Origin of the sequence: Kingella potus (assembly GCF_900451175.1) — a bacterium.
GTDB lineage: Bacteria > Pseudomonadota > Gammaproteobacteria > Burkholderiales > Neisseriaceae > Neisseria > Neisseria potus.
The window spans coordinates 306,447-328,394 of record NZ_UGJJ01000003.1 but is presented as its reverse complement, the minus strand read 5'-3'; the positions used below and the strand labels follow the sequence as shown (position 1 = coordinate 328,394).

Here is a 21,948-nt window from a genome sequence, read left to right as displayed (position 1 = left end):
CATGACTGCTTATCTAGTACAGCCCCAAAATTATAAAGAGTTTTCAGAAAGAAAATTAGATGAAATTAAAAAGAAAATAAAAGAGCAAGAATTTTTCTCATCTGACAATTTGAATAATTTATGTATTTATACAACTGGCTCTCTTGCTCGCTTAGAAGCAACGGAAAAATCTGATTTAGATATTTTCATAATCGGGGAAGATGCTGACAATTACAACTATGGAAAAATTGATGAAATAAAGATATTTTCAGAGTTGATAAAAATTAATATGGAATTGAAATTTCCAGAATTTAGTAATGATGGCGAATTTCTCAAGATATTTAAATATAATGAAGTTGAGAAAATTATAGGTTCTCCAAATGATGATCATCATAATTGGTTTACTGCCAGGATGCTTTTAATATTAGAAAGTAAGTGTCTATATAATGAAGAAAAATATAATGAATTAATTGGTAGAATTATTAAATTTTATTTGAGAGATAAATCTAAAAAAGATTTTAAGCTATATTTTCTACTAAATGATATATTGCGATTTTGGAGAACACTCTGCTTAAATTATGAGGTAAGCAGAACACAGCAAAAAAAATGGGAAAAGAAAAATATTAGCTTGAAATTCAGCAGAAGATTAACAGTTTTTGCCACCATTATATATATATGTGTTTTCCAAATTAATTCGGAGGATAGGCTGCTAGAAATGATTAAAAAAACTCCCTTGGACAGACTTAATGAGTCCATTGAGAAGTTGAGTGGCAATTGCAAGATACAAAATTTATTTAGTAAGTTTAAGGATGAATACGATAATTTTTTAAATCTAAAGGAAGGCTATGATTCCAACCAAGATGATAAATCGATAATATCTGAGCTTAGGAAGCTTAGTAATAGCGATACATTTAGAGAGTTAATATCTGAGATACTTGTTAATAATGGTGACATAGATAAGCATCTTAAATTATTTTTAATTTCATAATTAGCTATGAGGTATGTCATGAAAAACAAAGTACTTGTATTGAATATAAATAATACAGAAATAAATTATTTATTTGATGAGTTACGAAAAAATCATCTTAATGCAATACCTAAATTCCCGCACATTACTATTCGTGGCCCGCAAAAACGCTTTAATCAATCAACTATTAATAAAGTTAAAATGATCACGGATAGTATATCAATAGGCGTTTCTGAGTTAGATATACTTGAATTTGGTAATATATACTTTTGTATTTTTAAAATTAAAGCACCAGCATTAAAGACTGTGTGGGACAAACCTGATTTTCCTAGAAAAAAGTTTGGATTTAATCCACATATTACGCTATATAAAGGTGATAAAAGTACTGCAGAGAAAATTAAATATGCAATTGAGACTAAGTATAAAAATAAATTTAATAACTTGGTCATTAATTCAAAAGATATTGAGATTAGAAAAAGTATTATTGGTCAAACGGAGTTATCAATTTAGCCGTAGCCCGCATAAAACCTAATTCCATGCGTAGGGTTTATGCAGTACGCACGTACGCGGTGTTCGAGCTTCTGTTCCAATGCCGTCTGAAACTTTCCTTTCAGCAAGCGTAGGTTGGGTCAAGACCCAACAAAACCGTAAATCCATCCGTTTTGTTGGGTTTGCCTGCTGAAAACAGTAAGGCCGTCTGAAACACTTACCATTCTCTCACATTCCCGCATTGTGTCGGATTCAAGAATCCGACCTGCCTGAAAGCCGTCTGAAAACCTCACCAATCCACGCCCAACGAGAAAACCCGTATGCCCCAAGATACCGACCGTCAAAGCAAACTGCGTGCTTATGATCTGTACGACTCAGGCAAAATCCACCGCCTTGAAGTCGGTACGGCCAAAGGTTTGCAAGACATCCACCGCCACCTGTTTGGCGGCCTGTATCCGTTTGCGGGGCAAATCCGCGAGCAGAATATTTCCAAAGGCAATTTCCGTTTTGCCAACGCGCTTTATTTACGCGCCGCGCTGGATGCGGTGGAAAAAATGCCGGAAAACAGTTTTGACGAAATCATTGACAAATACGTGGAAATGAATGTCATCCATCCCTTTTTGGAGGGTAACGGCCGCGCTACACGCATCTGGCTGGATTTGATTTTGAGAAAGCGTCTCGGCAAAGTGGCGGACTGGCAGCGCGTGGACAAGTGCCTTTACCTGCAAGCAATGGAGCGCAGCCCTGTGAACGATTTGGAAATCAGCTTCCTGCTGCAAAACGCCCTTACCGACCAAACCGACAGCCGCGAAGTGTTTATGAAAGGCATCGATCAGTCCTATTATTACGAGCAGCCCGATTAGCCGCCCACCTGTTTTCAGGCGGTCTATAAGGTCGTCTGAAACCGAAAAGCCGTAGCCGGTGTAGGTTGGATACTTGTATCCGACAAAACCATCTAAGGCCGTCTGAAATACTCGCCGTTACCGCGCATCCCCGCATTGTATCGGATGCAAGAATCCGACCTACCTGTTTTCAGGCAGCCTGAAACACCGCCCGCACCACAGAAGAGGCCGTCTGAAAACAATCTTTCAGACGGCCTCTCTTGTATTTGTACATCAATAATGCTTTACGGCTGACGGGCATTGTTCTGTCCAAAGCCGTGTATTCAAAACCGCGTGCGTGGCTGTGCCACACACCCTACTTGTTCCTCCAAATTTTCAGACGGCCTTAAACGTTGTTTGCAGCTTAAAAAAGCAGGCGTAGGGTGTGTGGCACAGCCACGCACGCGTTTGCCGAATACTCCGCACATATTCCGATTTTTCAAGCTGCCGCAGCCTGGGTCTTTCTCCGATACCCCCAACCAGTCTGCATCCGTTGGGTTTGGCAACCCAAGCTACCTGTTTTCAGCTTGGCTGAAACACCGCCCGCACCACAGAAGAGGCCGTCTGAAAACAATCTTTCAGACGGCCTCTCTTGTATTTGTACATCAATAATGCTTTACGGCTGACGGGCATTGTTCTGTCCAAAGCCGTGTATTCAAAACCGCGTGCGTGGCTGTACCACACACCCTACCTGTTCCCCAAAGTTTCAGACGGCCTCAAATGTTGTTTGAACCGTCAAAAAAGGCCGTCTGAAATCCGCCGGGCGTTTTCGGTCTGTACCCTTTAAATCGCAAACCTGTCCGCTCCGGAGTCGGCGATGCGTATCATGCCTGCGGCGGCGGTGTGGTTGGTGGCTTCGTCGATGAGGATGAACGCGCCGGTGGCGGGGTTGGCGGCGTAGGCGGTGGCGGCGATGGGTTGTTGCAGGGCGATTTCGACCAGGCCGATGTCGTTGGTTTGCAGGGTGTCGGCCTGTCCCGCACGCAGGGTGTTTACGTCCCACACATGGCGCACGGCTTTGATTTTGGCGGGGGCGGTGTGGGTGGTGTGTTTCAGGAGATAGCGGCGGGCGGGGTTGAGCGGGGTGTCGTCAAACCAGCACAGCGCGGCTTCGATTTTTTGTTGCGGCAGGGTGGGGTTGGCGGCGGATACGATGGTGTCACCGCGCGATATGCCGATGTCGGCATCGAGCGTGAGGGTGAGTGCGTCGCCTGCGCGGGCGGTGTCGGTGCGGCCGTTGATGCCGTAAATCGCGGCAATGCGGGCGGTTGCGCCTGTGGGCAGGATTCTGACTGCGTCTCCCGTTTTCAGACGGCCTGCTTCGAGCCGTCCCTGATAGCCTCGGAAGTCGTCGCTGCTGCTGCCGTCTTGGCGCAATACGCGCTGCACGGGGAAATGGGCGGGCAGGTTTTCGCTGCTGCTTTCGCGTGCGGGCAGGTTTTCGAGCAGGGGCAGCAGTGCGTCGCCCTGATACCAGGAGGTGTTGGTGCTGCGGTTTACGATGTTGTCGCCGCCCAATGCGCTGATGGGGATGAAGTGGATTTGTGCGCTGATGCCGAGCTGTGCGGCAAGGCTGCGGTAGGCGGCGGTGATTTTGCCGTACAGGTTTTCGTCGAAGCCGACCAGGTCGAGTTTGTTGACGGCGGCGATGATGTGCGGGGTGCCCAGGAGTTTCAGTATCGCGCTGTGGCGTTTGGTTTGCGGCAGCAGTGCGGCGGTGCCGTCGGAGCCGGCAAAGTTTACGCGGGTTGCGTCGATGAGGACGACGGCGGCATCGGCGGTGGATGCGCCTGTTACCATGTTGCGGGTGTATTGTTCGTGTCCCGGGGTGTCGGCGATGATGAATTTGCGGCGCGGGGTGGCGAAGTAGCGGTAGGCGACATCGATGGTGATGCCTTGCTCGCGTTCGGCGGCGAGGCCGTCGGTGAGGGCGGCGAAGTCGGGGGTTTGGCCGTTTTGCGCGGCGGCTTCGAGCTTGGCGGCATGGTCGGACAGCAGGGTTTTGCTGTCGTAGAGCAGGCGGCCGATGAGGGTGGATTTGCCGTCATCCACGCTGCCGGCGGTGATGAAACGGAGTACGGGTGCGGTCATGGCGGGTTTCCTTTTTTAGGGTTTTCAGACGGCCTGCGGATGGTTGGAGGCCGTCTGAAAGATTGTTTGTTTGTGCGGCGGCTTTTGGCGGGAGTGTTAGAAATATCCCTGTTTTTTGCGTTCTTCCATGGCGGCTTCGGAGACGCGGTCGTCCATGCGGGTCGCGCTGCGTTCGGAGATGGTGGCGGCGGCGGTTTCGGCCACGATGTCGGCGGGTGTGGCGGCGGTGCTGGCCACGGGGCAGGTGCAGGAGATGTCGCCCACGGTGCGGAAACGCACGCTGCGGATGTGTGCGGTTTCGCCTTCGCGCTTGGGGGTGAGCGGCGTTACGGGGACGAGCAGGCCGCCGCGTTCGACCACTTCGCGTTCGTGGGCGTAGTAAATCGGCGGCAGGGCGAGGTTTTCGCGTTCGATGTATTGCCAGATGTCGAGTTCCGTCCAGTTGGAAATCGGGAACACGCGCATGTTTTCGCCGGGGAACAGCCGTGTGTTGTACAGGTCCCAAAGCTCGGGGCGTTGGTTTTTCGGATCCCATTGGCCGAATTCGTCGCGGAACGAGAAGATGCGCTCTTTGGCGCGGGCTTTTTCTTCGTCGCGCCGCGCGCCGCCCATCAGTGCGTCGAAGCCGTTTTCTTCGATGGCTTCCACCAGCGTAACGGCTTGTGCGGCATTGCGCGAATCGGTTTCGCGGCGCAAGACCACCGTGCCTTTCTTTATGGATGCTTCCACGCTGCCGACGACGAGTTCCACGCCTGTTGCGGCGGCGGTTTCGTCGCGGAAGCGGATGACTTCGGGATAGTTGTGGCCGGTGTCGATGTGCAGCAGCTTAAACGGCAGTTTCAGGGCGCGGCCTTCGATTTTGAAGGCTTTTACCGCCAGCGCAAGCAGCACGACGGAATCTTTGCCGCCGGAAAACAGCAGCGCGGGATTTTTGGCGTTGGCAATCACTTCGCGGATGATGTACACCGACTCGGCTTCCAGCCAGTCGAGATGGTTGTTTTGCAGGCTCATGGTTTGGCTTTCTTTGGGTGGTTTCGGGTTTTCAGACGGCCTCTGCGGCTGTTGCGGAATGTGCGGCGGAGGGTGTTTCCGGCCGCATATTTCCGTTTTCAGACGGCCTTTATTTGTGCAGCCCGCATTCTTTGCTGTCGCGGCTTTCCCACCACCAACGTCCGGCGCGGATGTCTTCGCCGGCCTTTACGGGCATGGTGCAGGGTTCGCAGCCTATGCTGGGATAGCCTCGGCGGTAGAGGGCGTTGTAGGGGATTTCGTGCCGCAGGACAAAGGCCCACACGTCGTTTTCCGTCCAGTCGAAAATCGGGTTGTATTTGGCAATGCCGCGCTGGGTGTCGGTTTCGGCAAAGGCCAGCTCCGAGCGCGTTACCGACTGCCCGCGCCGCTGGCCGGTCAGCCATGCGTCCGCGTCGGCCAGTGCGCGGTTGAGCGGCTCGATTTTGCGGATGCGGCAGCACTCGCGCCGCAGCTCCACGCTGTCGTAAAAGGCATTTGCGCCGTGGCGGGCAACATAGCCGGACACTTCGCCGGCATCGGGCGTGTAGCAGCGGAAATCCAAATCGGGATAACGCCGTTGCACTTCATCAATCAGCGCGAGCGTTTCGGCGTTCAGACGGCCTGTCTGCAAAGTAAACACGGCAATCGGCAGCTTTTCTTCGGCGATGATGTGGGTAACGGCCATGTCTTCCACTGCCAGGCTGCTGGCCAGTTTTACGTTTTGATGTGCGGCGGCGGCTCGGATAAGGCGGCGGCGCAGGCTGTCGGTTTTTGCGTCCAGCGCGTCATAAACCGGCGGCGGCGGTGCAGGTATCGTCCACAGTTGCGGGCGCAGCATAAAAGTATTCCTGTCGGAAGCGGTGCGGTTTGCGTTCGGCGGTTTTGCCAAACCAGTCGAGTTTTCGGCGTAGGGCAACGGTTTCTCCTATGACAATCAGCGCGGGGGATTCGGCGGCGGCGGCCAGCGCGGGCAGGTTGGCCAGCGTGCCGGTGCTGACCCGCTGCTGCGGCTGCGTGCCTCTGCTGATAACGGCGGCGGGCGTGTCGGGGCTGCGGCCGTGTTCGAGCAGGGCGGCGGCCAGCTCGGCGGCGCGGATTGCGCCCATATACACCACCAGCGTCTGCCGCCCCTGCGCCAGCGTTTTCCAGTTCAGGGCTTTGCCGTCGGGCTGTACATGGCCGGTTACAAACATCGCCGACTGGGCGTGGTCGCGGTGGGTGAGCGGGATGCCCGCGTAGGCGGTTGCGCCGAGGGCGGCAGTGATGCCGGGCACCACTTCAAACGCAATCCCCGCCGCCGCCAGCGTTTCCAATTCCTCGCCGCCGCGCCCGAATACAAACGGATCGCCGCCTTTGAGCCGCACCACCCGCTTGCCCTCCTGCGCCAGCCGCACCAGCAGCGCGTTGGTTTCCTCCTGCGCCACCCGTTTGCCGCCGGCGCGTTTGCCGACAAAGATTTTTTCCGCATCGCGGCGGATGAGTTCCAACACGCCGTCTGAAACCAGCGCGTCATACAGCACCACATCGGCGGCCTGGATTTTTTGCAGGCCTTTGAGCGTGAGCAGCCCCGCGTCGCCCGGCCCCGCGCCCACCAGAGCCACGCTGCCGCGCCGCGTTACGCCCGCATCGAGCGAGCGGGCGAGCAGCGTTTCGGCCTCGCCGGTGCGGCTGTTTTCGCACAAACGCCTGAAATCCGCATCGGCAAACAGTTTTTCCCAAAAGCGGCGGCGTTGGGTAATGCTGTCCAAACGTTGTTTGACACGGCTGCGCCAGCGTCCGGCCAAATCCGCCATCACGCCCAAGCCCTGCGGCAGCAAGGCTTCGAGCTTCTCGCGCACCAGCCGCGCCAGCACGGGGGCTTTGCCGCCGCTGGACACCGCGATTTGGATGTCGCCACGGTCTATCATTGCAGGGAAAATAAAGCTGCACAGCGAGGCATCGTCCACCGTGTTTACCGGCTTCTGACGCGCCTCGGCGGCGGCAAACACACGGCGGTTGAGCGCGGTGTCGCCGGTGGCGGCCACGGCGAGAAACACGCCGTCCAAAAGCGCGTCGTCAAACGTACGCGCCGACCATTCCACGCAGCCGGCCTGATGAAAAGCCGTCATCGCCGCCCCCAGCTCTGCCGCCGCCACGCGCACCCGCGCACCGGCTTTGAGCAGGCTCTCGGCCTTGCGTGCCGCCACCGCGCCGCCGCCCACCAGTAAAACGGGCCGGCCGCGCAAATCGGCAAAAAGGGGAAAATGGTTCATGGGAGATTTCCTGTAAGCAACGGCGCGATTATAGGAAGACCCTGCGGCGGGCAACAAAGAACCATTGCGCCTAATCTTGGAAGAAAAACGTATAAAGGGATGAAGCGTCGGGAAAAGGATGAGGCTGTCTGAAAACACGGAAACAGAGTGGCGGCGCACCGAAGCCGTGTTTTCAGACGGCCTCACGTCATGGTGAAGCAACACGGAAATATCCGCCATGCTGTTGGCACGGCAGCCAGGGTGTGCCGCACCAAAGTGTGCGCGTTCTTTCGTTTTGCAGGTATTCTGAAACCGCGTGCGTCGCTTGGGCGGCACACCCTGGCTCGCCATCCGCTTTTCCGTTGTCGGGGCAATTGTCTATTTTTTATTTTTCCCACTATAAAAACAAAAGGCGGAAACCGTTTTTTGCACAACAAAGGCCGTCTGAAATTTTCAGACGGCCTTTGTTGTGCATTGTTCCGCAGGCGCACAGACGGTTTGCAGTTTGCGCAAACATAAAGAAGGAAAACGGCTGCGCCGATTCAGGCGGAAGGCAGGACGGTGTGGAAAAGCAGCTATTGCCCTCCGTCCATCTGCACCGATCCGTTTACCGTGATGCGCACATCTTCCACGCCGGGGGCGGGCGGAATATCGGCAGGAGCGGAATCCGCCGCCATTCTTGCGGAAGCGGCGTAAGCCTTGGGCATGGCCACAGGCATATCGCCCAATTCGCCCAGTTTCAGGCTGACGATTTTGTAGCCGGAAAAGCCCAGCGTTTGTGCCAGCGAGGCGGCGCGTTCTTTGAAACGCAGCAGGGCGGTGCGGCCGGCTTCGTCTACGGCGGCATGGCGTTTCTGCATCGAGAGCGAGAAACGGGTGTCTTGTATTTCGGTTTCCTGGCGCGACTGTTCGACCAAGCGGCCGAGCGCGGCGAAATCCCGGCTTTCTATGGTGTATTCCACCGATTCCTGCCAGCCCGACAGCACGCGGCGGTTGCCCGGATAGTGGTAGACGGGATAGACGTTGCGGCCGGATTCGCTGATTTTGAATGCGGATTGGCCGCGCGTGCGGCGTACGAAAGCAGCCTGTTTGGCGGCAAAGGCGCGGTGGGCGGCTTCGCGCTCGCGTGCTTCGGAGCGGACGGCGAACACGGCGGTCATGGTGTCGTGCGGCACGGCAACGGTCGCGCTTTCGGCAAATTCGACGACATTGTAGTTTAGAGGCTCGGCCTGTGCGGCGGCGGCAAGGGCGGCCAGCAGGAGGGCGGTGCGGCGTTTGGCTTTCATGGTGTTGCTTTCGGTAAAACTGATGGGAAAGGGAAACCGGCGTGCGGATGTGTTTTCAGACGGCCCCGATGGATAAAGGCCGTCTGAAAACATTGCGAAAGCGCGGTTTGCATATACGAACGGTTTTTTCAGACGGCATCCTGATGCAGGGAGGCCGTCTGAAAAAGCTCAGTCGAGCTGCAACACGGCGGAGGTATAAACGTTTTGCACGTCGTCGAGGTTTTCCAGCGCGTCGATGAGTTTCTGCATTTTTACCGCATCCTCGCCGGAAAGTACGGTTTCGTTTTGCGCACGCATGGTTACGTCGCCGTCCTGCGATTTGAAACCCGCCTCTTCGAGCTTGGCTTTCACGCCCGCCCAGTCGGTGGGGGCGGTGATGACTTCGATAATGCCTTCTTCGTCGGCCAGCACATCTTCCGCCCCCGCTTCGAGCGCGGCTTCCATCAGCGCGTCTTCGTCGGCATCCGTATAGACCAGATAGCCCTGATGGACGAAGTTGAACGCCACGCAGCCGTCGGTGCCGAGATTGCCGCCGTTTTTGGAAAACGCATGGCGAACATCGGCGACAGTGCGGGTTTTGTTGTCGGTCATGCAGTCCACCATCAGAGCCGCACCGCCGATGCCGTAGCCCTCGTAGCGCAGCTCGATGTATTCCGCCCCCTCGACATTGCCCGTGCCTTTGTCGATGGCGCGCTGCACATTGTCTTTGGGCATATTCGCATCCCAAGCCTTGTCCATTGCCAGACGCAGGCGCGGATTGGAGTTCGGATCGCCGCCGCCCAAGCGTGCGGCAACAGTGATTTCCTTAATCAGACGGGTAAAGATTTTGCCGCGCTGGGCATCGGCGCGGGCTTTTTTATGCTGGATGTTCGCCCACTTGCTATGGCCTGCCATATTCGTATCCTTTAAATATAAATAAAAAAAACAATCTGTTTTCAGACGGCCTAAAAGCACGCACCGCCTGCATTTGAAAAAATAAGGGCGCGATTCTAACATAAGCAGGCCGTTTTCAGACGGCCTGCCGCCCGGCTTGCAATTTTCCCGCCGCAGCCCAATATGGCCGCGCAATACAAACCCTGTTTTCGATTATGGATAATCTTACCAACCATTTCCTTATCGCCACACCCGCGCTGGAAGACCCGCTTTTCGGCGGCAGCGTGGTGTATGTCTGCCGGCACGACGACGAGGGCGCGATGGGCATCATCATCAACAAAGCCTCGCCGATACCGATGGAGGCTGTTTTTGCCGCCGCCGAAAAAGACGTGCCCGAACGTTTCCGCGATCGGCCGATATTGATGGGCGGCCCCGTGCAAATCGACAGGGGCTTCGTCGTCCACACCCCGCGCGGCGCATGGCAGAGCAGCTTCCCCATCGCCGGCGATACCGCGCTGACCACCTCGCGCGACATCATCGATCGTCTGGCGCAGAACGATTCCGTAGAAAAAGCCATCCTCACCATCGGCTGTTCGAGCTGGTCTGCCGGACAGATCGAACAAGAACTGGCGCAAAACTCCTGGCTCACCGTACCCGCCGACGACAGCATTTTATTTGACCTGCCGCTGCGCAAACGCCACCGCGCAGCCCTGTCCAAACTCGGCATCAGCCCCGCCGCCCTAGTGAAAGACGCGGGTCATGCCTGATATGCACGCCACCATTCCCGCTCCGCCCGGCACCTGCCTTGCCTTCGATTTCGGCGAAAAGCGCATCGGCGTGGCACAAGGCGGCGCGGAAACCGCCACCGCACACCCGTTGGCCACCGTTTCCGGCGACAGCAACGAAAAAAAATTTGCCGCCATCGCCGCCCTGATTAAAGAATGGCAGCCGGACTATCTCGTTGTCGGCCTGCCCGTCCACAGCGACGGCACCGAACACCACCTTACCCGTCTCGCCGGCAAATTCGGCCGCCGCCTCCATGCCCGCTTCGGCCTGCCCGTGTACTGGGCCGACGAACGCCACACCTCCCTGCTGGCCGAAAGCCTGCTTGCCGAAGCACAAGTGTTCGGCAAAAAACAGAAAAACATCCTCGACAGCGTTGCCGCACAGGCGATTTTGTCCGGCTTTTTCGCTGCCGGCGCAGTAGGGATAACCGGCGGCGGGGAAGATGCAGATGTGGAAGAATGAGGCCGTCTGAAAAACAAAGCCGGATTTCTGCTGTATTTTCCCGATAGATGTAAAAAAGTTTTTTTAAATTAAAAATATTACGATATAATAAGAAAATCTGTAAATCGGGTTTCCGTCCGCACGGGAAAGCGTTCGCCGATTGTTGTACAGGCTGTTTCGAAAAATCTGTAATTTCGGAGTGAAAACTAAGGAAAACAAAATGGAAAAATCAAAATTAAAACCGTGTTGTTCGGCCGTTCTTGCCGCTATTACCCTGCTTTCGGCAGGCGGAGCGGGCGCACTGGTCATTGAAGAGGACTTTACAAAAGGCGTAACGAAACACAATTGGTATATGCCTGCTCCTGGTGACGGCATTACCAGCCGTTCGGATTCCCGCGCCTTAAACCAAGCGTGTTTGACGGCTGGATCCGGAGCCCAGACGGCATCTGCTAATAGAGCCGGTGTGCCGGGAGCCTGTACCAGCGGTACAAGGGATACATCCGGTCAAGGCGCATTGCGTCTGACACCTGCGGAACACCACCGCGTGGGGGGGATTGTGTCCGACACTCCGTTCCCTACCAACGAAGGTGTGGAAATTACGTTTACCACTTACGTGTGGGGTGGTAGCGGTGCCGACGGCATGGCGTTCTATCTGATGGATGCGGATCGTCCGGTAAGTATTGGTGCGAACGGTGGTTCGCTGGGTTATACCTGTGCGAACGACAACCCGATTTACAGCGGTGTGGATGGTGCTTATCTCGGCATCGGTATGGATGAGTTTGGTAACTTTGTAAACGGCCCTCACGATAGTACCAGCACGGGTTTGGGTAAAGAGAGTGCTACTCGTTGGCATGATGAGCGTTATGGAACTGATCCAAGAGGACCGTTTAATGCCATCGGTATCCGCGGTGCGGGTAAAACCAATATTACCTATATGACATCCGGCGATTTTTTGCGCGACCTGTATGCGACAAACGGCTGGGGTAATGTGCCTCAGAACAAACTGGATGCTTGGCGGCGCGCATGGGACGGTAATAAATATAAATATTACTGGACATGGGATCCGACACCCAATACGACTGATACGCCCAAATTAGCCCCTGATGGTGGTGGACGGGATAATGCGCAAAATAAAAACTGGCTGAAAAGTATGTGCCGTACTGGTACGCTGATCGTCAGATCAGAATTTCTGCCGGCCGGACAGCGGAATATGCGCTTAAGTGCCGACTCCACAGATCCCAAAACCAAGCTCTACAATTACGAATACATTACCAGCAAACGTTTGCCTCAGTCGATGTGGAATAATGTCAATAGCCGTACTCGCGCTATTCCCATCCAATATAAAATCAAAATTACCCCTGACAGTAAGGGCAGCGTTTGGTATAGCCGAAATGGCGGTGCTTTCCAGCCGGTAATGAAAGATGAAGATTTGGTTGCGAGAAACGGCAAGCTGCCGCGCGCGTTCCGTTTCGCTTTCGTCGGCTCGACAGGCGGTTCGCATAATAATCACGAAGTTACCTGCTTTAAAGCGGCACCGAGTACGCAGTCTGAGGGTAGTGCCAGCGTTAACCTGCCTGATGCAAAAGTGGTGAGCGATACCCAGGTTTATCTCTCTCTGTATAATCCATACGACTGGTCCGGCCAGCTGCTGGCGCGTACGCTGGTTCACAGCGGTACGGGCGACGATGCCAAATTCGGTGTCAATGAAACAGCCAACTGGGATGCTTCCTGTAAGCTGAACGGCGGTTTGTGTAATGAAACCAAAGTAAATAATACCCCGAAACAAACCGCAAGGAAGTTCTTCACTTGGAACGGTTCTGCCGGTACGTCTTTGGAATGGGGCAATCTGACTGCTGCGCAAAAAGCAAGTTTGCTTTCTGCCGGCGAAGCGGAAACTGTCGGTCGCCAGCGTTTGGAATATATCAAAGGCGATCAAAGTCAAGAGCAAACCAGCGTGGGTGTCGGCCTGTTCCGCGTCAGAAAAAACATTTTGGGCGACATTATCAATTCCAGCCCGACATGGGTGGGCTATCCTGCCAGTACGAGCTACCAGCGTACATGGCGTGACAAGCGCGGTACCGGAACAGGCAATGAAACCGGATACCGTGAATTCGCCAACGACAATTACGGCCGCATCAATGCGGTATATGCAGGATCCAATGACGGTTTCCTCCATGCTTTCCGTACTGGGCATTACAATGCCAACCGTCAGTTTGACGTAAGCGATAACGACGGTCAGGAGCTGTTTGCCTATATGCCTTCTTCCGTGTTACAGAGAATGCATAAAAAAACGGCAGCAGAAGATGCTCTTGATTTTTCAAATCCCCATTATGCCCATAACTTCTATAACGATGCTTCGCCTGCAACCGGAGATGTGTATTACAACGGCCAATGGCATACTTGGCTGTTGAGCGGTTTGGGTGCAGGTGGAAGCACCATGTATGCGCTGGACATTACCAATCCCGCCCAGTTCTCCGCCGGAAACGTTATCGGTGAATGGACAAACAACAGCGGCGGACAATGGTCGAATTTGGGCAATACTTACGGCACACCGGTGTTCGGCCGCTTCCATGACGGTAACTGGGGTGCAGTATTCGGTAACGGCTGGTGCAGCACCACAGATGCCGCCAATGGCAACTGTACGGCCAATGCCGGTCCGGCAGGTATTTATGTAATGTCTATCAATAGGGATACCGGCGTACCGAGCTTCCGCTTTATCAGTACCGGCGAAGGCGGCACAACTGCCAATCCCAACGGCATTGCCTATGTAACACCCGCCGATGTGGATGGCGACCTGATCTACGATTATGCCTATGCTGGCGATCTTAAAGGCAATGTATGGCGTTTCAACCTGACCGATGCTGCGGGAGGTGTGGAAAAAATCTTCACGACCCGTGCCGGACAGCCGATTACCACTAAAATTGTTATCGGCACCAGCGAGCAGACCGGTCGCGACCCGATTTTGAATTTCGGTACCGGCCGCCGTCAGGAAGGTTATTTGGATAATCCCACAACATTTGCCGAAGGTGTCCAAAGCCTTTACGGCTTGCGCGACCGTACCGCTGCGAAATTCGGTGCCGTGCAGCCGATTAGCCACAGCGAGTTGCAACAGCAGACCGTCAGCCAAACGACAGGAACCTTTACCGACGGTAACGGCGAAACCCACGGCTCCAAACAGCTGAGCGACGAATTGGTGAATTGGGCTTCCCAGCACGGCTGGTATATGGATTTGGGCAGCAAAATAATCGGCAAAGACAGTAACAACCAAGATATTGTCAAATACGAGCAGATTGTTTATAACCCCTATTTGGAAAGAGGCAAGTTCCTTATTGTCAACAGCTTCATAGATGGCAGCGCACCTTTGCTTTCCTGTGATACTGTTGCAGCCTCTGGTGCGACCTATCCGCTCCTCAGCAGCACTGGCGGCGGTATTACCGATTACTACAACAAGGGAACCGGTGCGATCGCGGCACTGTACGGCGCAAACGGTACGGTAAGTATCTTGCGGGTTACAGACTCGAAAGGTTTCATCCATACTGTGATGCTGTATAAAACGCCGGACGGCAAGACTCACGTAGTTAAAGTCAATTTGCCTGTACCTCCGGTAAAACGTGTCAGCTGGCGTGAGATTTTCTAATACATAGCAATATGCTGACAGGCCGTCTGAAAACTTGGAAATAGGTTTTCAGACGGCCTTTTTTATCTGCTGGTTGTTGCTTAGCTTCGGATGTTTGTGCAGGATATTCGGTATGCTTTACCGTTTGCCGCTTGCAAACGGTAAAGCGCAGTAACTTCACGGTTGCGGGCGAAAGCAAGAGGGTCGGAAGGTAGGGCGGCTTTTTTGTGGGCGGGGTGGGTGTACAGCGTTTCGATAACGTGAAGAGAGGCCGTCTGAAAAAGGACGGGTAGGAAGTCGGAGGAGTGTAGGCCGAGATGTTTGGCAATATCGGACATGATAAGCCAGATTTCGCCTCCGGGATTGAGGTGTGCCGCCGCATTGCCGAGGAAGCTGCGCAGCATGGCATGATCGGGATCATATAGGGCGGTTTCGATGGTGGAAGTGGGCTTGGCGGGCAGCCAGGGCGGATTGCAGACGATGAGGTCGGCACATCCTTCCGGGAAGAGGTCGGCTGCTTGGATGGTGATGCTGTCCGTGAAACCGAGGCGGCGGATGTTGGCTTCGGCGCAGATAAGGGCGCGGGGATTGTTATCGGTGGCGGTAATGCGGGGGATGCCGCGTTTTGCCAGCAGGGCAGCGAGGATGCCGGAGCCTGTGCCGATGTCGAAGGCCGTCTGAAAATCGGGATTGAGTTCGGAGCGCATAATGAGTTCGAGGTATTCACCGCGAATTGGGGAAAATACGCCGAAGGGAACGTGGACTTTTGCTCCGAGTGCAGGGATGTCCGTGCCTTTTTGGTGCCATTCGTGAGCACCGATGAAGCCGAGCAGCAGGTTGAGCGGGAGAAGGAACGGCGCGTCGGCAGGTTGGTCGTATATGTCTGCCAGCGCGGGTTTGATGTCGGGTGCACGGGGTAATGTAAGGGTAAAATCCGCGCCGATTTCGACAGCAAACATATTGATAAGGCGGCTTTGCTGCGACTGCCGCAGGCGGTGTCGGTGGAAGGCGGATGCAGGATCGGCGGGTGCCTGCTGCTTGTTGTCTGTTTTTTTGTTTTTTTCAGACGGCCTGTTGCCACGCACGCGCTTTTTCAGGGCGCTAAGGATTTGTTTGGCGTTGTGGTAGTCGCCGGTAAAGACGGTGGCTATGTTGGCACGGGCGTTTTGCAGGACTGCATCGGCGTTGGTTTCACGTAGAAAGATGGCGTTTTGCGGCGGCTTTTGCGTGCTTTCGTTGCGCCATTGGCGGCATTCGCCGATGCTTGTGGGAATTTCGGGATACATAGTGAGGCCGTCTGAAATATGGTCTTAGGATGGAAAGAGGCCGTCTGAAAGGGGTTTTTCCGTTTCAGACGGCCTCGGTAAAATGGCTTAGTGCTTGTTTAGGCCGAGTACGTCCTGCATATCGAACAGCCCGGTTTTGCCGTTTGCCCACGCCGCAGCACGCACCGCGCCTGAGGCGAAGGTCATGCGGCTGGATGCTTTATGGGTAATTTCCACGCGCTCGCCGTCGGTGGCAAACAGCGCGGTGTGGTCGCCGACAATATCGCCGCCGCGTACGGTGGCGAAACCGATGGTGTCCGAATCACGCGCACCGGTGTGGCCTTCGCGGCCGTAAACGGCGCACTTTTTCAAATCGCGGCCGAGTGCGTCGGCAATCACTTCGCCCATGCGCAGAGCCGTACCGCTGGGGGAATCGACTTTGTGCCGGTGGTGCGCTTCGATGATTTCGATGTCGTAGCCTTCGTTTAACACGCGGGCAACGGTGTCGAGAATGTGGAAGGTAAGGTTGACACCCACGCTGAAATTGGCAGCAAACACCACACCGATGCTTTCGCCTGCGGCTTTGATGGCGGCTTTGCCCGTATCGTCGAAGCCGGTAGTACCGATGACGATGTTCACACCGTGTTCCACGCATTTGTGCAGATGGCGCAGGGTAGGTTCGGGGCGGGTAAAGTCGATGAGTACGTCGCTTTGTGCCAATACCGCATCTGCGTCGTCTGTAATCAGAATGCCGGTTTTCAGACCGATTGCAAAACCCGCATCGAGACCCAGTGCGTCGGAGCCGGAATGTTCGAGTGCGCCGCTCAATACGGTGTCGGGGTGTTTACCGACAGCTTCGATGAGGACGCGCCCCATGCGGCCGTTTGCACCGGCGATGGCGATTTTCAAAGGATTCATGCCCTGCGCCCCGTGCTATTGCGCCTGTGCGGCGGATTGGAGTTGTTCGCGGGCATAGCCGATGGCGTTGCCCTCTGCTTTAACGACGCGGTCGTTTTCAAACCAAACGGTCAGATTGCGGGTTTCGCTTTGGTCGATAATGCCGTTGCGGCTGATCTCGTAGGTGTAGTCCCAACGGTTTTGTCGGAAAGCGGAGCGCAGGAGGGGCGTACCGAGCAGAAGCTGAACCTGGTCGCGGCTCATTCCGGGCTGCAAGGCGGCTACGGCGCGGGCATCCAGCCGGTTGCCCTGGATGACTTTCAGTTTGTACGACGGAAAATGGGAAACCCGCTCGGACGAGCAGGCGGAGAGGGCGATACAGGCTGTTGCGGCAAGCAGAATGGCGGTTTTGTTCACAATGTTACCTTTCCGGAAAATACGGGAAAACGGGTGTTATACACGACAAAGATTTTATTTGAAAATTTTTATCAAATGATAGTGGGCAAGCGCGTCAAATTTGCGTATTATAGCGGCAATCATCCAACTACGATATGAAAGAGCCTGATTATATGGACAACAATATTGCACAACTGAGAGACAGCGGCCTGAAAGTAACCGGTCCCCGTTTGAAAATCCTGGATCTGTTTGAAAAACATCCGAAAGAGCATATGAGCGCGGAAGATGTGTACCGTATGCTTTTGGAAAGCGATGTGGAGATCGGTGTGGCCACCATCTACCGCGTACTGACCCAGTTTGAGCAGGCGGGTATTCTGCTGCGCCATCATTTTGAAACCGGTAAAGCGGTGTACGAATTGAATACCGGCGGACACCATGACCACATTGTCTGTGTCAAATGCGGCCGAGTGGCCGAGTTCCACAGCGAGGAAATCGAAGAGCTGCAAGACAGAATGGCCGAAGAACACGGCTACCGCATTGTTGATCACGCACTGTATATGTACGGTGTGTGCAGCACTTGCCAGAAAAAGGAAAAACGCTGATTTTCTTGCTATTCCCATACAGCAAAACAGGCATCCTGAGTATTTCGGATGCCTGTTTTGTTATCGGGAAACGTTTGGGAATTTTTGGACAAACCGCGTTTGGAAACAGAAAACCGGATTTTCTGTTTCCGAGATAGGGGCGTGCGGATTTTTTGAAGCCCAAAATATAAAAATCTCCACATTTCATTGTGGAGATTTTTCTTGTACATCTGTATTGGCTCCCCGACCTGGGCTCGAACCAGGGACCTGCGGATTAACAGTCCGTCGCTCTACCGACTGAGCTATCGGGGAAAGGAGACGCGCATTATAGCTTGGGCGGATTTTTTGTCAAATTTTGCGTTCGTTTGCAAACGGATTTGCCGCTAAGCCGATAAATAAACAGCTTATTTAATTTTTCTCATGGCAGCGAAGTAGCGGGGCAGCAGCTTGTCGGACGGGGTTTGGGCGGAGAATTGTTGCAGGATGCGGCGGCAGGCATCGTTTTGTACTGCTGTGTGCGTATGCGGGGAATGAAGGACGGCATAGCAGCGTGCGAGGGTTTCGGCCTGCTGCTCCATATTGAGATCGGAAAATCTGCGTATTTCGTGCAGGGGCGGGCAGCGGTAGGCTCGGCGGCGGAGGTAGCCGCCACGGGCGGCGAGGATGAGGCCGCCCAGCCAGGTTTTGAAGCCGTGCTGCCATTGCCAGACGTGGGTCAGTTCGTGTATCAGCCACAGCGTGTAGCCCGGTGCGGCACGGGTGTAGTCGGGAAGGTAGTGTGTTTGGGGGAAATAGATGCGGCCGTTGGGGGAAACGGCGGTGTGATATTGCGGCAGCAGGGGCAGGCCTCGGTGGATGCGGACGGCGGCATAGTCCAGATGGGGGCCGAATACGGTTTGTGCGGCGCGGGTTTCGTCGGGTGTGAGGCGGCGGGATTCGGTCATGTGCTGTGGTGCAGGAGGCGGATGAGGACGTCTGAAAGTGCGCTTTCTACGCGGGAGAAATGGTTTTCAGACGGCCTTTTTTCTGAAAGTTTGGGGGGCGTGCGTCGCTGGCGACACTCCCTGCGCAAGCGGTGCGGCTTGGCATTGTTGCTGCGTAAACCGTTTTTTCAGACGGCCTGCCGTTTGGTTTTTCCCGCTGTGCCGTAGGCGAGGATTTCGACTGTGCCGGCCTGTCCGCCGTTGTTCGGCTGGGTGGGCGGGGAGAGGGTGATGGTGTCGAGTTTGACGTTGTACACGGTGTCCGCGCCGAGTGCGGCGGCTTTTTCTTTCATGCGCAGGATGCCTTCGCGGCGGGCGCGCTCGATCAAGGTTTCGTATACGCCGATGTGGCCGCCGATGATTTTGCGCAAGAAGGCGATGACGCGGCTGAAGCGGTCGCCGGAGAGGACGACGCTGCCGTAAACGAGTTCGCCTTCGTAAAAGTCGGACGGCGGGTGTTTGACGGAAATCAGGGCGATATGGGCCAGCGCGGCTTCGCGTTCGGCGAGGTCGGCGAGGTGTTTTTTTGCGTTGTAGCGGCCGATGAAGGCGGCGGCGGCCAGGAGGATGAGGGGAAGCCAGAGCGGCCAGGCGGCGAGGATGATGGAGGCGGTGTCGGGCTGGTTCATGGCTCGGTTCCTATTCTCCGATGACGACGGCTGTGCCGTAGGCGAAGATTTCGGCTGCGCCGGCGGCGACGGAGGCGGTGGAGAAACGGACGTTGACGACGGCGTTGGCACCGGCTTCCCGCGCTTGGGCAATCATGCGTTGCAGGGCTTCGTTACGGGCTTCGTCGAGCAGCTCGGTGTAGCCTTTGAGTTCGCCGCCGACAATGTTTTTGAGTCCGGCCATGATGTCGCGGCCGACGTGTTTGGCACGGACGGTGGAGCCTTGTACCAGGCCGATGTGGCGGGTGATGGTGCGGCCGGGGACGGTTTCGATGTTGGTGATGAGCATGGTGTTCTCCTGTTTGGGGTATGGGTAAAAGGGCTTTGGGGACGGTTTGAGGCCGTCTGAAAAGCGTTCGCATTATACGGAAGAACGGCTGGTTGCGGCGGCGGTTTTTTACCGGAGCGGTGTGTTCAGACGGCCTTTTCACGCTGGGGCGGGGCGAGGGCGAGGAGGGCGGCGCGGCTGCGCTCCAGGAAGCTGTCTTTGTCTTCGTTTTCCTGCAAAAACAGGGGTGCGCCGATGTGTACGTCGCACAGCAGGGGGACGGGGAGGATTTTGCCTTTGGGCAGGACGCGGCTGATGTTGTCTATCCAGATGGGGACGAAGCGGGTGGCGGGACGGCTGCGGGCGAGATGGTAGATGCCGGATTTGAAAGGCAGCAGGGCGGCGGTGTCGTCGGTGTTGCGGGTGCCTTCGGGGAAGACGATGAGGGCGTGGCCACCATCGAGGGCGGCAGCCATTTTTGCGGTGGTTTCCTGCGCCAGGCCGCTGTGGCGGGGGATGAGCAGGGCGTTGAAGACGGTTTGGATGACGAAGCGTTTCAGACGGCCTGTAAGCCAGTAGTCGGCTCCGGCAACGGGGCGTGCCGCCCTGCGCCAGCGGCGGGGGAGGGCAATCCAAACGAGGAGGAAGTCGCCGTGGCTGCCGTGGTTGGCGTAGTAAACGGTGTGCTGCGGCGGGAAGGGCAGGCTGCTTTCGGGTTTGGGCCGGATGCCGGTGAGGAAGGAAACGAGCAGGCACAGGGCTTGGTCGGTAAGCCAGGCAAGCTGTTGTTTGACGGGGTTGTTCATGCTGCGTTTCTTTTTACGGGTTTGGTTTGCGGCAGGCGCGCTTGGACGCGGCGGAGGTATTCTGCAACGCGGTTTTCGGTTTTCAGACGGCCTCTTTGCTGGAAATCGGGGAGCGCGTGCGTGGCTTGCGCCACACATCCTACGCAGGTTGCAGGCATTGTTTTCAGACGGCCTCTTTGCATTGGAAGATGGCGGCGAAAAAGCCGTCGGTGCGGTGTTCGGCGGTGTCGAGGCGCAGGTAGGGGCCGGTGTTCAGGCCGGTTTTGCGGATTTCCGGCAGGGTGGCACAGTCGAGCAGCTCAAATTCGGGGTGTTCAGCGAGGAATTGTTCGGCCTGCCGTTCGTTTTCCTGCGGCAGGATGCTGCATGTGGCGTAAACCAGCCGCCCGCCCGCTGCGACGAGCGCGGATGCGGCGGCGAGGATGCTGTGCTGCTGCACGGCAAGCTGGGCGACGGTGTCCGGCGACTGGCGGTATTTCAGGTCGGGATTGCGGCGCAGGGTGCCGAGGCCGGAGCAGGGGGCATCAACCAACACGCGGTGTGCCTTGCCTTGCAGGCGGGCGGTACGCGGGTCGTGTTCGCTGTCGATGCGTTCGGGGCGGATGTTGGTGAGGCCGGCGCGGGTCATGCGCGGTTTGAGTTTGGCCAGGCGTTTGTCAGCGGTGTCGAAAGCATAAATGCAGCCTTTGTTGGCCATCATTGCGCCGATGGCCAGTGTTTTGCCGCCTGCGCCGGCGCAGAAGTCGATGACGGTTTCGCCGCGTTTCGCGCCTGTCAGCAGGGCGAGAAGCTGGCTGCCTTCGTCTTGTACTTCGATGGTGCCGTCGAGAAACAGCGGGTGGCCGTAGAGGGCAGCTTTGTCGTGCAGGCGGATGCCCCACGGGGAAAAGGGTGCGGCTTCGGCACGCAGGCCTTCCTGATGCAGGGCGGCCAATACTTTGTCGCGTCGGGCTTTGAGGGTGTTTACCCGCAAATCCAGCGGGGCGGGGCGGGAGACGCTGCTGCCGAATCGCAGGATTTCTTCGTCGGACAGACTTTCGCGCAGGATGCCGATCAGCCATTGCGGCAGCTCGGCGGCGGTGTCGAGGCCGTCTGAAAATGCGGCTTTGCGTGCTTTCAGGGCGGCGAGGAAGGCTTGTTCTTCTTGGTCGCAGAGGTCTTTGGTTTGGCTGATGTTGAATCCCCGTCCCAATACCAGCGCGGCCAGAGCCGCACGGCGCGGCGCGGTGTGCGGCTTGGGCAGGGCGGCGGAAATTTTCTGATAATGGCGCAGGGCGGCAAACGCGGTTTCGGCAATTTCGCCGCGGTCTTGCCGCCCGAGTTTTTGGTGCTTGCGGAAATAGGCCGATACGGCGGCATCGGCGGGCTGGGCGAATGTGAGTATGTCGGCAAGGACGGCGGCGGTGTGGCCGAGTTGGAACGGGGTCATGGCG

General features: G+C 55.7%; 22 protein-coding genes and 1 tRNA gene. 7 read left to right on the top strand and 16 right to left on the bottom strand.

The features are described 5' to 3' along the window. Nucleotide 1: 1 nt before the first annotated feature. The 3 genes from DYE40_RS11590 to fic all read left to right on the top strand — a co-directional run bounded on the left by DYE40_RS11590 (nt 2) and on the right by fic (nt 2,298). Complete coding sequence (locus DYE40_RS11590; RefSeq protein WP_147286643.1) at nt 2-967, top strand: nucleotidyltransferase domain-containing protein; 966 nt, start codon at nt 2-4, stop codon at nt 965-967. Nucleotides 968-985: 18 nt separating this feature from the next. Then, on the top strand, nt 986-1,456 hold the full coding sequence (locus DYE40_RS11585; RefSeq protein ID WP_147286642.1) for a hypothetical protein: 471 nt from the start codon (nt 986-988) through the stop codon (nt 1,454-1,456). A gap of 299 nt (nt 1,457-1,755) precedes the next feature. Next, complete coding sequence (gene fic / locus DYE40_RS11580; RefSeq protein ID WP_115309237.1) at nt 1,756-2,298, top strand: protein adenylyltransferase Fic; 543 nt, start codon at nt 1,756-1,758, stop codon at nt 2,296-2,298. A 169-nt stretch (nt 2,299-2,467) separates the two neighbouring features. Here the strand turns inward: fic and DYE40_RS12710 are convergent, their stop codons facing one another. The 7 genes from DYE40_RS12710 to DYE40_RS11550 all read right to left on the bottom strand — a co-directional run bounded on the left by DYE40_RS12710 (nt 2,468) and on the right by DYE40_RS11550 (nt 9,829). Beyond that, entirely contained in the window at nt 2,468-2,629 is a 162-nt protein-coding gene (locus DYE40_RS12710) for a hypothetical protein (protein ID WP_172461271.1), read from the bottom strand. 470 nt (nt 2,630-3,099) lie between these two features. Continuing rightward, a complete protein-coding gene (locus tag DYE40_RS11575) occupies nt 3,100-4,407 on the bottom strand; it encodes a sulfate adenylyltransferase subunit 1 (protein WP_115309236.1) in 1,308 nt (435 codons plus the stop codon). Between the two features lie 96 nt (nt 4,408-4,503). After that, nucleotides 4,504-5,418 (bottom strand): sulfate adenylyltransferase subunit CysD, encoded by a 915-nt coding sequence (gene cysD, locus DYE40_RS11570; RefSeq protein WP_115309235.1) that lies wholly within the window; start codon nt 5,416-5,418, stop codon nt 4,504-4,506. A 109-nt stretch (nt 5,419-5,527) separates the two neighbouring features. After that, a complete protein-coding gene (locus DYE40_RS11565; RefSeq protein ID WP_115309234.1) occupies nt 5,528-6,256 on the bottom strand; it encodes a phosphoadenylyl-sulfate reductase in 729 nt (242 codons plus the stop codon). Next, nucleotides 6,204-7,670, bottom strand: coding sequence for a siroheme synthase CysG (cysG, locus tag DYE40_RS11560; RefSeq protein ID WP_115309233.1), 1,467 nt, complete (start codon nt 7,668-7,670; stop codon nt 6,204-6,206). The genes DYE40_RS11565 and cysG overlap by 53 nt, the downstream gene beginning before the upstream one ends. A 554-nt stretch (nt 7,671-8,224) precedes the next feature. Beyond that, nucleotides 8,225-8,935: an SIMPL domain-containing protein gene (locus DYE40_RS11555; RefSeq protein ID WP_115309298.1), complete on the bottom strand. Its 711-nt coding sequence runs from the start codon at nt 8,933-8,935 to the stop codon at nt 8,225-8,227. A gap of 168 nt (nt 8,936-9,103) precedes the next feature. Beyond that, nucleotides 9,104-9,829 (bottom strand): YebC/PmpR family DNA-binding transcriptional regulator, encoded by a 726-nt coding sequence (locus DYE40_RS11550; RefSeq protein WP_115309232.1) that lies wholly within the window; start codon nt 9,827-9,829, stop codon nt 9,104-9,106. Between the two features lie 194 nt (nt 9,830-10,023). Here DYE40_RS11550 and DYE40_RS11545 point away from each other — a divergent pair, with 194 nt between their 5' ends. The 3 genes from DYE40_RS11545 to DYE40_RS11535 all read left to right on the top strand — a co-directional run bounded on the left by DYE40_RS11545 (nt 10,024) and on the right by DYE40_RS11535 (nt 14,672). Further along, nucleotides 10,024-10,575, top strand: coding sequence for a YqgE/AlgH family protein (locus DYE40_RS11545; RefSeq protein ID WP_115309231.1), 552 nt, complete (start codon nt 10,024-10,026; stop codon nt 10,573-10,575). After that, nucleotides 10,568-11,056, top strand: coding sequence for a Holliday junction resolvase RuvX (ruvX, locus tag DYE40_RS11540; RefSeq protein ID WP_425451196.1), 489 nt, complete (start codon nt 10,568-10,570; stop codon nt 11,054-11,056). Before DYE40_RS11545 ends, ruvX begins: the two co-directional genes overlap by 8 nt. 199 nt (nt 11,057-11,255) lie before the next feature. After that, nucleotides 11,256-14,672, top strand: coding sequence for a PilC/PilY family type IV pilus protein (locus DYE40_RS11535; RefSeq protein WP_147286641.1), 3,417 nt, complete (start codon nt 11,256-11,258; stop codon nt 14,670-14,672). Between the two features lie 80 nt (nt 14,673-14,752). Here DYE40_RS11535 and DYE40_RS11530 read toward each other — a convergent pair whose 3' ends face one another. From DYE40_RS11530 to DYE40_RS11520, 3 genes are all read right to left on the bottom strand, one after another. Next, complete coding sequence (locus DYE40_RS11530; RefSeq protein ID WP_115309228.1) at nt 14,753-15,937, bottom strand: methyltransferase; 1,185 nt, start codon at nt 15,935-15,937, stop codon at nt 14,753-14,755. A gap of 87 nt (nt 15,938-16,024) precedes the next feature. After that, nucleotides 16,025-16,834, bottom strand: a complete 810-nt coding sequence (gene dapB / locus DYE40_RS11525) for a 4-hydroxy-tetrahydrodipicolinate reductase (RefSeq protein WP_115309227.1) — start codon at nt 16,832-16,834, stop codon at nt 16,025-16,027. 15 nt (nt 16,835-16,849) lie between these two features. Then, the gene (locus DYE40_RS11520) at nt 16,850-17,230 is read right to left on the bottom strand and encodes an outer membrane protein assembly factor BamE (RefSeq protein ID WP_115309226.1); all 381 of its coding nucleotides are present in this window, start codon (nt 17,228-17,230) and stop codon (nt 16,850-16,852) included. Between the two features lie 152 nt (nt 17,231-17,382). Between DYE40_RS11520 and fur the strand changes: the two genes are divergently transcribed. After that, entirely contained in the window at nt 17,383-17,811 is a 429-nt protein-coding gene (gene fur / locus DYE40_RS11515; RefSeq protein WP_115309297.1) for a ferric iron uptake transcriptional regulator, read from the top strand. 215 nt (nt 17,812-18,026) lie between these two features. On the opposite strand, the gene DYE40_RS11510 is transcribed toward fur, so the two are convergent. The 6 genes from DYE40_RS11510 to DYE40_RS11485 form a co-directional block, all read right to left on the bottom strand. After that, nucleotides 18,027-18,102: transfer RNA gene (locus tag DYE40_RS11510), tRNA-Asn, on the bottom strand. Between the two features lie 92 nt (nt 18,103-18,194). Further along, the gene (locus DYE40_RS11505; RefSeq protein ID WP_115309225.1) at nt 18,195-18,734 is read right to left on the bottom strand and encodes a type IV secretion protein Rhs; all 540 of its coding nucleotides are present in this window, start codon (nt 18,732-18,734) and stop codon (nt 18,195-18,197) included. Nucleotides 18,735-18,901: 167 nt separating this feature from the next. Next, nucleotides 18,902-19,402 carry a YbjQ family protein gene (locus DYE40_RS11500; RefSeq protein ID WP_115309224.1) on the bottom strand — a complete coding sequence of 167 codons (501 nt, stop codon included), beginning with the start codon at nt 19,400-19,402 and terminating at the stop codon, nt 18,902-18,904. Between the two features lie 10 nt (nt 19,403-19,412). After that, nucleotides 19,413-19,730: a YbjQ family protein gene (locus DYE40_RS11495; protein WP_115309223.1), complete on the bottom strand. Its 318-nt coding sequence runs from the start codon at nt 19,728-19,730 to the stop codon at nt 19,413-19,415. 125 nt (nt 19,731-19,855) lie between these two features. Continuing rightward, on the bottom strand, nt 19,856-20,515 hold the full coding sequence (locus DYE40_RS11490; RefSeq protein ID WP_115309222.1) for a lysophospholipid acyltransferase family protein: 660 nt from the start codon (nt 20,513-20,515) through the stop codon (nt 19,856-19,858). Nucleotides 20,516-20,678: 163 nt separating this feature from the next. Further along, the gene (locus tag DYE40_RS11485; RefSeq protein WP_115309221.1) at nt 20,679-21,944 is read right to left on the bottom strand and encodes an RsmB/NOP family class I SAM-dependent RNA methyltransferase; all 1,266 of its coding nucleotides are present in this window, start codon (nt 21,942-21,944) and stop codon (nt 20,679-20,681) included. Nucleotides 21,945-21,948 lie beyond the last annotated feature (4 nt).